Genomic DNA, 13,850 nt, shown 5'->3' with positions numbered 1-13,850 from the left:
GACGGCACGACCGACCGCCTGAACCGCTTGCTGGACGACCGTCAATCAGCGTCGTCGGGGCCGTCATAGGGCCGGTCGATCTTGAGCGTTTCAGCCAGCTTTGCCCATGTCACCTCTTCGAAGCGTTCGGGCCAATCCACGCCCCAGATCCTGGCGAGCCTGCGGGCCCGGGGCAGATAGGCGGCCGCATAGGCAAGGTGGGCGGCAACCATCCTGTCCTGCGTGGCCTCCGGGGCCGGCAGGGCGGTCAGCGCCTGTTTCTGCTCCTCGGTGATCAGCCTGTTCAGATGCAGCAGACCGCCCCTGTGGCGTATGCCGGTTTCGGCGATCATCAGATCGACCAGTTTGTTGCGCAGGTGAAAGACACCCAGCACGCCGTTGAGATACTCTTGCCGGCCGACCGCAAGGGGCAGAAGCCCGAGAATACGGATGAACTCCTCGATCTGATACCGCATTTGCTTCGGATCGGGCACCGGAGGCGGCGTGACCTCGGGCAGCGTCGGGTACAGCCCGTCATGGTCGAACAGCACTTTCAGGCCGTCCTGTCTCTGCCCGCCCATCTGATCCGGCTTCAGCATGACGAGATCGATCCGCAGCCAGTCGGCGGTGATCGCATTGATCAGAAGCGGCCGGACGTTGCGATCCCACCAAAGCACGATTTCGCCGGTTTGCTCGACGGCCTCACGCCAGAGCGCCACAATCTCGTCGGTCGCGCCCTCCGGGGCCGCGAGAACGAAGTCGATATCGCTGAAACGATCCGCAAATCCGGTGCCATGGCTGCCGCCGAGAAACAGCGCGCGGATCGCCGGTTTTTCCTTCAGGGCGGAGGTGATCGTTTCTATCGCCTGCTGTTGATCCATTCGATCCACCACTCTCCTGCTGCGCGTTCCTGCGCAGATTTCCGGGCCAAAGATTAGGGGGGTGCAGCCCGCCCCCGATCCGGCTTATCGCCGCCCTTCACGGAGCCAGGCGCCGAGCATAAGGGCGGACGCGATCAGCAGAAGCAGCCAGGTCGCGATCAGCGGCATGACGGTCACATCGGTGGTCAGGTAGGCCGCCCGCGGGGTCAGGCCGATCCAGCCACGGCCGGCGGCATTGCGCCCCTCGGCCACACGCCGCAAATCGGGGATCCCGTCTTCCAGGCGCAGGATGCCGCCCCGCGTCGGATCGATGGCGGGTGTCAGACGGGCCGCACTGGCGATGGTCTCCTCGAACTCGCGCGGCGCGGCGGGGCCGAGGGCGATCACCGTCTCCATCTCTCCCTCCCGCAGGCGGTAGAGGCCCTGATCGGTTCCGGTATACTCAGCCGTGAACTGACCCGGCGCGGTCTCTTCCAGAGTGATCTCCGTCTCGGCGCCGTCCGGGCCGGTCACCGTGACCCGGCCGACCTCTTCGGCCAGCGTCTGACGCGTGATCCGCACGGTCTGGCCACTGGCTTCGGCCCTCAGCGCCTCCTCCTCCAGATCGGGCTCCCCCATCATCCAGTGGGCCAGACGGCGCAGCATCTCCAGTTGCGGCCCCCCACCCTCGTAGCCACGATCCCACAGCCACGCGTGATCCGAGGCCAGCAGCGCGACACGCCCCTCGCCCACCCGGTTCAGCAGCAGAAGCGGCGCATCGTCGGCTCCGGTCATGACGGTTTGACCGGCCCGCTCGATCACCTCGATCTGGCGGAACCATCGTCCCCATGGCGCGTCGTTGTCTTCCAGCCCGGCATGGGTCTGTTCCAGACCGGTCGTGACCGGATGACGCGCGCCCAGATCCGAGATCTGCGGCAGGAACGGCGTTTCCACCACCCGCGCGGTCGGCTGGCCCGGCAGGATCGTGGCCAGCGGCGTCCGATAGAGCGAATCCGCGCTGGCGAAATCGGGGCCCGCCGCCATCAGCAATGCACCGCCCTCTTCGACATAGCGCCGGACATTGTCGAGATAGAGCATCGGCAGGATGCCGCGTCGCTGATAGCGGTCGAAGATGATCAGGTCGAACTCGTCGATCGCCTCCATGAACAGCTCCCGCGTGGGGAACGCGATCAGGCTGAGCTCGGTCACCGGCACGCCGTCCTGCTTGTCAGGCGGCCTGAGGATGGTGAAATGCACCAGATCGACCGCAGGGTCCGATTTCAGCAGGTTGCGCCATGTCCGCTGGCCCGGATGCGGCTGCCCCGAGACAAGAAGCACCCGCAACCGGTCGCGCACCCCGTTGATCTGGACAACCGCCGCATTGTTCCTGTCGGTCAGTTCGCCGGCGGCCTCCGGCACGATGAACTGGATCACGTTCATCCCGGCATGGGGCAGGGTCAGCGGCAGGGTTATGTCTTCGCCCACAGGCACCTGGAACCGGCGCGCCTCCTCCCCGTCAATGGCGATCAGCAGCTCGGCCCGGCCCGCAACGCCGGCCGGAACCGCGCCCTGATCCTCGATACGGAGCGTCAGGGTCACCTCCTCGTCGAGGATCGCGAAGGCCGGGGCGTTCTGGACCAGCAGGCGACGATCCCAGTCGGTCTCCCGCCCGGTCAGCAGGGCGTGAAGCGGCGCAGGCATGTCGGGCACCAGCCCCGCATCATGCAACTGACCGTCGGTCAGCAATATGGCACCGGCGACCCGCGCGCGCGGCTCGTCCGCCAGCAGATGGCCCAACGCCTCCATCAAGAGCGTGCCCGCGTTGTCCGCACCATCGCCGACGCGGATCCGGCGCAACTCCATGCCAAGCGCGGACACCTCCGCCTCCAGCGCCGTGACAGCCTCGGCCACCTGCGCCCGGCGGTCAGACAGGTCCTGGCTGGCGCTGTCATCGACGACCAGAAGCACGATATCGCTGAGCGGCTCGCGCTCCTCGTTCTGAAGCGCTGGATTGGCAAGCGCCAGCAGCAGCACCGCAGAGGCCAGCGCCCGGAACGGCCAGCCCGACAACCCGCGCCAGATCGCCAATGCCGTGATCAGCAAGGCGGCGCCGGCCAGGCCCCAGATCACGGGCCAGGGCAAAAGCGGATCGAAGAGGATATCGCTGGCCATGCCCTATTGCCCCAATCGATCAAGCAGCGCCGGCACATGCACCTGGTCGGATTTGTAGTTCCCGCTCAATACATGCATCACCAGATTGACCCCGAAGCGATGGGCGATCTCGCGCTGGCGCTCGCCGGTAAACCCGCGGCCCACGGGAAACAGCGGCCGCCCGCTTGCATCGACCGCCCAGGCCGCGGCCCAGTCATTTCCGCCGATGACGACCGGGGTCACACCGTCATTGAGGTTTCGGAACGGCATGCCCTCCACCTGTTCGGCATCCGGCGGCGACGCCTCCACCCAGACATCGCGGGACAGGTGGCGCCCGGGGAAATCCTGCAACAGATAGAAGGTGCGGGTCAGCACGTGGTCCGGCGGGATCGGCTCCAGCGGTGGAATATCCAGCGGACCGGCCAGTTGGCGCAGGCGGCGGCCGGCAGGCGTGGCGGTGCCGAAGCCGCCGATATCGGCATCCCGCGTGTCGAAAACGATCATCCCGCCCGAACGAAGATAGGTGTTGAGCCGCGCATAGGCCTCGGCCGACGGCAGCGGCTGCTCGGGCGAAACCGGCCAGTAGAGCATCGGGAAAAACGCCAGTTCATCGGTTTCCAGATCGACGCCGATGGGCGGTGCGGGCTCGACGGAGGTGCGCTGCCACAATGTGTTGGACAGGCCCTGCAGACCCGCGCGACTGACATCATCCATCCGCGCATTGCCGGTTTCCACATAGGCCAGCGTGATCTCGGTCGTCGCCAGAAGAGCCAGCAGATCCTCATCCGTGGTGCCCTGCGCCTCCGCCATGGGGGTCAGGGCGAGCGCCAGAAGGATCCCCGCGGCGCGGCGGGTCAGCCCCGCAAGACGACCCGACAACCAGAGTGCCGCGATCGCGTCCAGCATCAGGAGCGCAAGCGCCGCTGTCAGGAACGCAGCCATCAGATCCGTGGGCGCCAGAACCGTCATCCCCTCGACCGGGACATCGGCGGGCCAGCTTGCCGGGGCCAATTGGGTCTCGGGTCCGATCACGTTGCGCGCCACGCGCCGCTCGGCGCCTGCGTAAAGGCCCGGCAGGATATCGGCCGAGAGCGGCGCTTCGGCCAGATCCGCACCCGCAACACCCGGCCGCGCCCCGGCATCGCGCAGGGTGCCGAAACCGTCCAGCACCTGTTCGGGAACCCAGGTGACCCCGTCGAGATCCTGCGCCGCCGGATTGATCGGCCGGGTAGAGACCGCCAGGCGTTCCAGCATCTGCACGAACAGGCCGGACAGCGGCAGGCTGGACCATTCCGCATTGGCCGTGACATGGAACAGCACGACGCTGCCCTGACCAAGCGCGGCGCGGGTCACCAGCGGCGTGCCATCGGCCAGCGCGGCAATCGTCCGCTCGGCCAGCATCGGGTCGGGCTGGGCCAGAACCTGGCTGGTCACGGTCACGTCATCGGGGATCGGCAGGCCGAAAAACGGCGAGGTCTCGGCAAAGGGGCGCAGGGCCTTGGGCTCCCCCCAACTCATCGCGCCGCCGACCGACCGGCCCCCTTCGCGCAGCCGGACCGGCAGAAGCGGGTCCATCTGTGCGCGCGCCACATCCGATGCCGCAAGGCGCGGACCGGCGAAGCGCACCAGCAGGCCACCGTCCTGCACCCATTCGATGACGCCCGCCTGTTCCTCGGGGCTCAGCTGCGCCACATCCGCCATGATGATCACATCCGGGCTTGCCAGCAGCAGATCGCCCAGCGCCCCGTCCAGGACATCCGCCGTGGGCTCCAATGCCTCACGCAGGAAATGCAGCGGTGTCAGGAGGATCTGACCCTCCCGTTCGGGCGTGCCCGAGATCAGCGCAACCTCGCGGCGTTGCAGGCTGTCATCGGTCAGGGATACCGCACCGGCGCTGCGTTCACCGGATATCTCGAACCGGCTGATGCGGTTGCGCAACTCGGGCGGCAGGCTCAGCGCCAATTCGGCCGTCATCTCGCCGGGGCCGAATTGCAGAACCTCCCGCGCCAGTTCCCGCGGGATCCCCGCAGGGTCCAGCCCATGGGCGACAATCGTGACCTCGCGGGGCGCGGTTGTGCCGATGCGCAGGGCCGGCACGTGGATCACACCATCCTCGAACCGGGGCGGCGCCAGTGCCGTTACGTCCCGCGCACCCTGAAACACGCTCAGCCCGCCCAGACCCTGAAAGGCGTCGATCAGATCGTCCCGGCCGGGCCGCTCGATACCGTCGGAGAACCAGAACACCTCCAGCGGGCCTTCAAGGCTTTCGGCCCAGGCGCGTGCCGCGTCCATATCGGGGGCATAGGGGCGCGGGGCGAGGTTCGGCACCCGCGCGGCCCATGTATTGGCAGCCTGAAGCGGCAATGGGCCGGTGTCCTGGCTGCCCAGTTGCGTCAGCGCCACCGGCCGCCCGGCGCGCCCCGCCTCGTCAAGCAGCAAGCCGACCCGGTCCAGCCGCGCCTGCCAGTCCCCGGCACTGGCCCAGGAGGCATCCATCACGATCAGCAAGGGCCCCTCGCCACTCCGCTCGGCGGCGGGGTTGAGCACCGGGCCCGCAAAACCGATGATCGCCGCCGCCACCGCGATCATCCGCAGGAGCAGCAGCCACCAGGGTGTCTTGTCGGACTGGCTGTCATCGTCCTTGAGGCCGAGAAGCAGCGCCACACCGGGGAAGCGCCGCCGGATCGGCGCGGGCGGAACGGCGCGCAGCAGCCACCAGAGGATCGGCAGCGCGATGAGCGCAACCAGCAGAAGCGGCGTGTCGAAGGCCAGATCAGATATCATCGGCGCCCCCGCTGGTTACGGCAGGCGGAACACGAGGTCCGGACCCGGTGGCGCGCGCCCCGGGCATGTGCGGTCTGATCGCGCGTTCCCTCATGAGGTCCGGTCCAGCATCTGATAGAGCCACAGAAGCGCGGGCTCGGCGGGCTGATCCGTATGATGGCACAGATAGCGCCACCCGGTGCGTCTGGTGATGTCCTTCAGCCGCGCCTTGCGCATGGCAAGCCGCTCCAGATAGGCCTCCTTCAGCCCCTTGGCCTTCAGGGTTTCAAATCGTATCGCGCCCGACATGCTTTCGAAAACCGTCCGCCCGTCGAAGGGAAAGAGCTCCTCATGCGGGTCGAGGATCTGCACCAGCGCGCCCTTCACGTCCCGGTCGGCGGCCTGGCCGAGGACGGTCTCGATCGTCCCCGGATCGCCCAGAAAATCCGAGAAGAACACGGCACGGCTTCCCACCGGCAGAATCCGCGGCTTGGGCGCGCCGTAATCCCCGGGCTCGTGGCTGTCCATCAGGGCCGCGGCCATGCGGATCAGTTGCGCTTCGCCGCCCCGCGGCGGGTCCGCCAGATGGGTCAGGCCCACCCGCTCGCCCCCCCGGATTGCCAGAATGCCAAGCGCCATCGCCAGGGTCTGCGCCCGGCGCAGTTTCGACGGACGGGAGCTGTGCCCGGTAAATGTCATCGAAGCGGCGTCATCCACGCCGATCATCACCGATTGGGCGGCCTGCCACTCGGTCTGACGCACGAAATGGCTGTCTGCGCGGGCGGACCGCCGCCAGTCGATGCTGCGATAGGCGTCGCCGGCCTCGGCCGGGCGGTATTGCCAGAATTCATCACCCGCGCCCGCGCGCTTGCGACCATGCTCCCCCAGCAGGATCGTCGCGGCCAGATGCTGCGCATCCGCCAGAAGCGGCGGCAGGCTCTTGGCGACGGATTCCGAGCGGGAGCGAAGCGTGGCCGGTGTATGGAGCGCGGTATCGCTCAAGCCGCGGCCTCGATGCGTGTCACCCGCGCGGTGACCTCGCCGATCACCTGATCAAGCTCGGCCCCTTCGGCGCGCGCCGCAAAGCTGAGCGCCATGCGATGACCCAGAACCGATTTGGCCAGCGCCGCCACATCCTCAGCCGATGGCGCGAGACGGCCATCGAGCAGGGCGCGCGCGCGGACCGTCAGCATCAGCGCCTGCGCCGCGCGCGGACCGGGACCCCACGCCACGGTGTCCCGCACGATCTGCGGCGCGCCGGCATCCTCCGGGCGGCAGGCGCGCACCAGATCGAGGATCAGTTCCACCACCGCCTCGCCCACCGGCATCTGGCGCACGACCTGCTGCGCGGCCATCAGCGCCTCGCCGGTAAAGACCTGGGTGGCCCGCGCCTCCGCAGTGCCCGTGGTTGCCAGAAGGATGCCCCGCTCGGTCTCGCGATCCGGATAATCCACGTCGATCTTCACCAGAAACCGGTCAAGCTGCGCTTCGGGGAGCGGATAGGTCCCCTCCTGTTCGATCGGGTTCTGCGTCGCCAGCACGTGAAACGGGCGCGGCAAGGCGTGGTGAACACCGGCGATGGTCACCTCCATTTCCTGCATCGCCTGCAACAGGGCCGATTGGGTCCGGGGGCTGGCGCGGTTGATCTCGTCGGCCATCAGAAGCTGGCAGAAAACCGGCCCTTCGATGAACCGGAAGGACCGCGCCCCGTCGGCGGCGGTTTCCAGAACCTCCGAGCCCAGAATATCGGCAGGCATCAGATCCGGCGTGAACTGTATGCGGTTCGCAGAAAGCCCCATGACCGTCGACAGAGTGTCGACCAGAAGCGTCTTGCCCAGCCCCGGCAACCCCATCAAAAGCGCATGTCCACCCGACAGCATGGCCGCCAGCGACAGATCCACGACCGCCTGCTGCCCGATGATCTTTGTGGCGATGCTGGTCTTTGCCTCCGCCAGTTGAGCCCCCAGGCGTTCGATCTCGGCCACAAGGTTTTCGGGATCAGACATGGCAATGCTCCGCAAGGTGAATATGTAGGTCTAAGTAAATCGAACAATTGCCCCGACCACAAATGGCAAAAGGCATGTCTGGACAAAACATTGTGACCCCCGATGCGGAAAGCCTGTTGGCCTCCGCCAAAGCCGCCCAAAAAGACGGCAAACTCCCGCCGGTACATCTGTGGGATCCGCCTTTTTGCGGCGATCTGGATATGGAAATCCGCCGCGACGGCACGTGGTTCTACAACGGCACCCCGATCGGTCGCGCTCCGCTTGTGCGGCTCTTTTCCTCGATTCTGAAGCTGGAAGACGGGAAGTACTTCCTTGTCACGCCGGTCGAAAAGGTCGGCATCCGCGTCGAGGACGCGCCCTTCGTCGCCGTCGATTTCGAAGTGGCCGGCACGGGCGCGGCGCAGGTCGTCACCTTCACCACCCATGTCGGCGACACCGTGATCGCGGGGCCCGAAAACCCGATCCGCGTCGTCCGCGACGACACCGGGGAGCCGTCGCCTTACGTCATGGTTCGCGCCGGCATGGAGGCGCTGATCGACCGCAAGAGCTTCTACCGTCTCGTCGATCTGGGCGAAGCCCATCGGGAGGACGGAACCGACTGGTTCGGCGTCTGGTCCGGCGGCAGCTTCTTCCGGATCATTCCTGTGGCCGAGCTGGAGCTTTAGGACGGGCCTGCGCTACCGGGCCGGAAATCTGGCTTCCAGCTTTTCCAGCAACAGCTTTGCCGACTGCATGTCGGTGATCGTACTGTCGGGATCTGTCAGCCGCACACGCGAGGCGAACCCGTACATCGCCGCGCCGCCCACCAGAATATGAGCCGTCGGGCGCGCGATCCGCAATGCGACGATCAACCGGGCCAGCGGCTCCATCGTCTTGGCGCCGCTGCAGGAGAGGCCGATGACCGGGCTGCGATCCTCTGCCAGCTTTTCGACCAGAACATCGTGATTGTGCCCCAGCAGAAGCTGGACGCTCCAGCCCCGTTCGCGGAAAAGATCGGCCGCCATGGTCACGCCGAGCGTGTGCGCCTCGCCGGGCACCGGCGCGAAAATGGCCGCACGGGCCCGATCCTCGGGGTGTTGGGCGGCATGGGTCCGGAAGGTGCGCATGATGGCATAGATGCGCCCGGTGCCGATGGTAACGTCGGTGAAGGGCGTCCGGTCCTCGGACCACCATTCGCCAAGCAGCCGCGCGGCCGGCGCCAGATGATCAAGGTAAACCGCCTCTAGTGGAATGTCCCGATCGAAAAGATCGAAGACCATTCTTGTAGCCTCGACATCGTCGTCACCGATCAGGGCCTCGGCCAGACGTTCGACCATTTCCGGCTTCGCGTCGGTGGATGCGGTCGGATCGGCGTGCGGCAGGGGGCCGTTGCGATTTCCAAGGCGGGTGATGATCTCTCGAGCCAGAAGCTCCACCGTGGGCTGGGGCAAACGGCGGGCGACCCGTGCCAATTTGGTGTGCTGGCGCGCCAGTAGGGCCGGATTGGGCCCAGAATTGGGGGCGTTCGGATCAGTCGTCACATCAGCGTCCCGAGCTGGTCTGTCTTGATCACGCTTGGCCGGATTACCGTTCTGTCTCTCATTAAATTGACACTTAGCGCGCACGACTTGTCAGGCAAGGTTGACACACATCTCTGCTCGAAAAAACTTTCAGATGCGCGCGCCGCTCCTGACACTACGCTGTCAGGAGCGTTGTGTCATCATGCCGGAATATGCCGATTATATGGAGTCAAAAATGCCCGTGCATCCGCAAAACACAATCTGCTGGTTCGAGATCCCGGTCAGCGACCTCGACCGCTCCGTCGCATTCTACAATGCCGTGCTCGATACCCGCCTGACGATTGACACCAACGGTCCCAACCCGATGGCCGTCTTTCCCTGCGACGATCCCGTCACCGGCATCTCGGGCCATCTTTATCCCGGCACACCGTCGGAGACAGGAGCGACCGTGCATCTGGTGGCTCCTGACAGCCTGAACGCGACCCGAAAGCGTGTCGAAGCGGCGGGCGGGAAGGCGGAAAGCCCGGATATCGAGATCCCCGCGGGCGCGTTTTTCTATGCCCGCGATCCGGATGGAAACTCGATCGGCTTCTTTCAGTTCGCCGGCTGACGGAAACGCGCTGGTCCCCGCACCGGGGGCCGCGCTACCCTTCTTCCCATGCGCCGTACCGACCGCCTGTTTCAGATCGTCCAGCTTTTGCGCTCCGGCAAGCTGTTGACCGCCCGCCATCTGGCCGAGGCGCTGGAAGTCTCCGAGCGCACGATTTATCGCGATATCGGCCATCTGGTCGGATCCGGTCTGCCGATCGACGGCGAAGCGGGGCTGGGGTACCTGATGCGGGCGGGCTATGACCTGCCGCCGCTGATGTTCACCACCGAAGAGATCGTGGCCCTGACCGCCGGCGCGCGCATGATCCAGGCCTGGGGCGGTACGGCCATGGTCAAGGGGGCCGAACAGGCGCTCGGCAAGATCACCAGCGTCCTGCCCGAGCCTGCACGCAGACGGGCCGAAGCCGTGGCGATCCACGCCATGCCGCGCTCAAACATGACCGAAGCGCTGCGCGGGACCATCGATCAGCTGGAGGCCGCCGTCACCGGCCGCGAACGCATCACGATCACCTATAGGGACGAGGCCGGGCAGGAGACGACCCGCACCGTCCGGCCCGTCGGCCTGTGGTACTGGGGCACGGTCTGGACCCTTGTCGGCTGGTGCGAGCTGCGCCGGGACTTCCGGATGTTCCGGCTGGACCGGATCGGGTCCTCCAAGAGCGCCGGGGCCTTTCTGCCCGAACCCGGCCAAAGCCTGCAGGATTTCTACGCCCAGCAACTGGCGCAGCACGGCTGCAACCCGGATCAGACGGGAGCCCGGTGATCCCGCTGCCGCCGCACCCCGACCGGCTTCAACATCCCGCAGATATCTTTGAACCGGTCGCAAGCCTCACGCGACTCACAAATGAACGGGGCGCGTTCGGCCTTCTTCTCGCATCATGGCGGGCCATCCCGTTCGGTTTCGAGCACCAAGACCTTTCAAGCAGAACCGCTTTTCAGCCACGGCCCCGCTTCGGCGGGGCCGTTTTTTTCCCGCCCCCGTCATGCAGCGATGCTTTTCCGGAGACACCACATTTCCTGCCGGGTCCCGCCGGGCAGCACTGCCGCGCCGATCTGGCGGAGATTGCAAGGCAAGTTCCGAAGTTCACGGACTGGATAGCGAGCAACTGCCGGTTGTCATCCATATTCCGAAAACGGCCCGCATGTTTCGGGCTCTCGTCGGGTCTGGGCAGCTCCATGCGAAACGCAGGCTGAACCTGGACGGCCGAGAGTATCCTCAGTGTCTGCTGACCATCAAAAGTCATATTTTGGCCCTATTGGCTAAATATTTCTCGATTAAACGAGTTATCGAAAAGCGGAAAATCGCAGATATTCGAGGGCATCATGCAGAAAATTCAAGAAATCATCGCGGCGATCCTGGATCAGATGGTCAACGTCCTGATGTACCCGCTTGATCCGAACAACCGCATATATGCCCTCTATATCGTCTCCTCCATCGTCTTCGCGTGGTTTGTCTATCGGGCGATCAAAAGCCGTGGTGCGGACAACACCGAGCAGGACACGGATGCTGCGAAGGGCAACTTCCTGCAGTTCCTGTTTCCACGGCGGGTCTGGAGCCATCCCTCAGCCTGGCTCGATCTGCGCTACATGATGTTCCACCGGGTGGCATCCTATTTCCTGCTTCTGGGCGTCGGCACATGGGCTCTGGCCGCCGGGTTCCGCCTCGGCTCGAACGGGGTGGCTTTCTCGGACATTGTCGCATCCGCCAGTAGCGCACCCGCCGCCGGGGTAGTCTTCTCCGTCATCTACATGATCGTCGTGATGATGGTGATCGATTTCATCGCCTGGGCGATTCACTACGTGCAGCACAAGGTTCCGCTATTGTGGCAATTCCACAAGGTTCACCACAGTGCGGAGGTCATGCACCCGATCTCGAACTTCCGGGAACATCCCATCGACAATCTCGGCTATGGGCTGATCATCGGGCTCGGCTACGGGCTTGTTCAGGGTCTGTCGGTCCGGCTTCTGGGGTATGCGCCCACTATTCCGTCCCTTCTCGGCGTGCCGCTGCTGATGTTTCTTTTCAATTTCACCGCCTACAATCTACGCCATTCCCATGTCTGGCTCCGGTGGCCCGGTCGCTGGTCGATGATCTTCCCGTCGCCTGCCCATCACCATGTGCACCACAGCTGCCATCCGGAACATCTGGACAAGAATTTCGCCTTCATGTTCCCGATCTGGGATGTGATCTTCCGTACCTACCACATGCCCGAAGACAACCGGAACGTGAAGTTCGGGATCGTGGAGGACTCCAGCGATCTGAACTCCTGTCTGCGGCTGTATTGGGTGCCGTTCCGCGATGCCTACCGCCTGTTCCGCAAACCCGGCAAGGGCGAGATGGCCCATGAAGAGAGCGCTGACACCAAGGCAAAGAGACCCGGCATCCCGGCCGAGTGAGACGCAGCCGGCCGTCGCTTCAGTGGCGCGGCGACCGGATGGCCGGCGGGGACTGATCCCGCGCCGGGCAGGGCCGCGGGAAATGAGCTGGGTCACCGCCTCCCGCCAGGCAACCGCATTCCTGGCGGGTCCCGGACCCGGGGGTCATGCGTGGATCGGCCCATCTCCGCAGGCAAGCGCCGCCTCGCGCACCGCTTCGGAATAGGTCGGATGGGCGTGGCATGTCATCGCCAGATCCTGCGCCGATGCACCGAACTCCATCGCCACGCATATCTCGTGGATCAGATCACCGGCCATCGGGCCGATGATGTGGGCACCCAATATCCGGTCCGTCTCCTTGTCGGCGAGAATCTTCACGAACCCGTCGGCCGCGAAATTCGCCTTGGCGCGGCCATTGCCCATAAACGCGAACTTGCCGATCTTGTAAGCCCGGCTCGCCTCTTTCAGGGTCTCTTCCGTCTCGCCGACATTTGCGACTTCCGGATGGGTATAGATCACGCCCGGAATGACGCCGTAATTCACATGGCCGTGGCGGCCCGCGAGAACCTCGGCCACCGCCATCCCTTCATCCTCGGCCTTATGGGCCAACATCGGGCCCGCGATTGCATCGCCGATCGCATAGATGCCCTTCACATTGGTCGCCCAGTGATCGTCGGTCTTGATCTGGCCGCGATCCGTCATTCCGACGCCCAGATCGGCAAGGCCCAGCCCGTCGGTATAAGGTTTGCGCCCGGTCGCGACCAGCACCACATCGGCATCCATCGTGGCTTCGCTGTCATCCTTGCGGAGCTTGTAGGTGACCTTGGCCTTGGTCTTGGTCGCGTCGATCTTCTGCACGGCCGCGCCGAGGGTAAACTCAAGACCCTGCTTCTTCAGCAGACGCTGGAACTGTTTAGAAATCTCCGCATCCATGCCCGGAGTGATGTGATCGAGGTACTCGATCACCTGAACCTCCGCCCCGAGACGCGCATAGACCGACCCCAGTTCAAGCCCGATCACGCCGGCGCCGATCACCACCATCTTCTTGGGGATCTTCGTCAGGCTCAGCGCGCCTTCGGAGGTCACCACCACCTTTTCGTCGATCTCTATCCCGGGCAGGGCCGACGGCTCGGACCCGGTGGCGATGACGATATGCTTGGCCTCGTGGACCTCGTCGCCGACCTTCACCTTGCCCGCCCCGGGGATGGACCCCCAGCCTTTCAGCCAGTCTATCTTGTTCTTCTTGAACAGAAATTCGACACCCCGGGTGTTCTGGGCGATCACGTCATCCTTGTAGGCCTGCATCTGCTTCCAGTCGACGGATGGCGACTTTCCCTTCAAGCCCATCTTGGCGAAGTTATGTTCCGCCTCATGCAGTTGATGGGACGCATGGAGCAGCGCCTTGGACGGGATGCAGCCGATGTTCAGGCAGGTGCCCCCGAGCGTCTCCCGCCCCTCGACACAGGCGGTTTTGAGCCCCAGCTGCGCGCAGCGGATGGCGCAGACATAGCCGCCGGGGCCGGAGCCGATGATGATGACGTCATAGCTGGACATGGGGTCTCCTAAGTCGTTTCGGGCGGGATAGAACCGGTATATATCCCGTATAT

11 protein-coding genes are annotated in these 13,850 nt (G+C 65.1%); 4 read left to right on the top strand and 7 right to left on the bottom strand.

The window, feature by feature from the left end; translation table 11 throughout:
- Positions 1 to 41: 41 nt before the first annotated feature.
- The 5 genes from ACQ651_RS00365 to ACQ651_RS00345 all read right to left on the bottom strand — a co-directional run bounded on the left by ACQ651_RS00365 (position 42) and on the right by ACQ651_RS00345 (position 7,759).
- The gene (locus tag ACQ651_RS00365) at positions 42 to 860 is read right to left on the bottom strand and encodes a nucleotidyltransferase domain-containing protein (RefSeq protein ID WP_430447802.1); all 819 of its coding nucleotides are present in this window, start codon (positions 858 to 860) and stop codon (positions 42 to 44) included.
- Positions 861 to 944: 84 nt separating this feature from the next.
- Entirely contained in the window at positions 945 to 3,011 is a 2,067-nt protein-coding gene (locus ACQ651_RS00360) for a hypothetical protein (protein WP_430447800.1), read from the bottom strand.
- A gap of 3 nt (positions 3,012 to 3,014) precedes the next feature.
- Positions 3,015 to 5,774, bottom strand: a complete 2,760-nt coding sequence (locus ACQ651_RS00355; RefSeq protein WP_430447799.1) for a DUF4159 domain-containing protein — start codon at positions 5,772 to 5,774, stop codon at positions 3,015 to 3,017.
- Positions 5,775 to 5,864: 90 nt separating this feature from the next.
- On the bottom strand, positions 5,865 to 6,755 hold the full coding sequence (locus ACQ651_RS00350; RefSeq protein ID WP_227284366.1) for a DUF58 domain-containing protein: 891 nt from the start codon (positions 6,753 to 6,755) through the stop codon (positions 5,865 to 5,867).
- A complete protein-coding gene (locus ACQ651_RS00345; RefSeq protein ID WP_227284367.1) occupies positions 6,752 to 7,759 on the bottom strand; it encodes an AAA family ATPase in 1,008 nt (335 codons plus the stop codon). Before ACQ651_RS00345 ends, ACQ651_RS00350 begins: the two co-directional genes overlap by 4 nt.
- A 74-nt stretch (positions 7,760 to 7,833) precedes the next feature.
- Between ACQ651_RS00345 and ACQ651_RS00340 the strand changes: the two genes are divergently transcribed.
- A complete protein-coding gene (locus ACQ651_RS00340) occupies positions 7,834 to 8,424 on the top strand; it encodes a DUF1285 domain-containing protein (protein ID WP_430447798.1) in 591 nt (196 codons plus the stop codon).
- Positions 8,425 to 8,436: 12 nt separating this feature from the next.
- On the opposite strand, the gene ACQ651_RS00335 is transcribed toward ACQ651_RS00340, so the two are convergent.
- Entirely contained in the window at positions 8,437 to 9,279 is an 843-nt protein-coding gene (locus ACQ651_RS00335) for a cobalamin B12-binding domain-containing protein (RefSeq protein WP_430447797.1), read from the bottom strand.
- 214 nt (positions 9,280 to 9,493) lie between these two features.
- Between ACQ651_RS00335 and ACQ651_RS00330 the strand changes: the two genes are divergently transcribed.
- The 3 genes from ACQ651_RS00330 (at position 9,494) to ACQ651_RS00320 (ending at position 12,264) form a co-directional block, all read left to right on the top strand.
- On the top strand, positions 9,494 to 9,868 hold the full coding sequence (locus tag ACQ651_RS00330; protein WP_375550590.1) for a VOC family protein: 375 nt from the start codon (positions 9,494 to 9,496) through the stop codon (positions 9,866 to 9,868).
- Positions 9,869 to 9,916: 48 nt separating this feature from the next.
- Positions 9,917 to 10,630, top strand: a complete 714-nt coding sequence (locus ACQ651_RS00325; RefSeq protein WP_430447796.1) for a helix-turn-helix transcriptional regulator — start codon at positions 9,917 to 9,919, stop codon at positions 10,628 to 10,630.
- Positions 10,631 to 11,190: 560 nt separating this feature from the next.
- Positions 11,191 to 12,264 (top strand): sterol desaturase family protein, encoded by a 1,074-nt coding sequence (locus tag ACQ651_RS00320; protein WP_227284372.1) that lies wholly within the window; start codon positions 11,191 to 11,193, stop codon positions 12,262 to 12,264.
- Positions 12,265 to 12,408: 144 nt separating this feature from the next.
- On the opposite strand, the gene lpdA is transcribed toward ACQ651_RS00320, so the two are convergent.
- Positions 12,409 to 13,797 carry a dihydrolipoyl dehydrogenase gene (gene lpdA, locus ACQ651_RS00315; RefSeq protein WP_430447795.1) on the bottom strand — a complete coding sequence of 463 codons (1,389 nt, stop codon included), beginning with the start codon at positions 13,795 to 13,797 and terminating at the stop codon, positions 12,409 to 12,411.
- Positions 13,798 to 13,850: the final 53 nt, after the last annotated feature.

This window comes from Rhodophyticola sp. (assembly GCF_965284195.1).
In the GTDB taxonomy this organism is placed as follows: Bacteria; Pseudomonadota; Alphaproteobacteria; order Rhodobacterales; family Rhodobacteraceae; genus Rhodophyticola.
The sequence above is the reverse complement of the archived record's forward strand: the minus strand, read 5'-3'. Positions and strand labels throughout refer to the sequence as shown.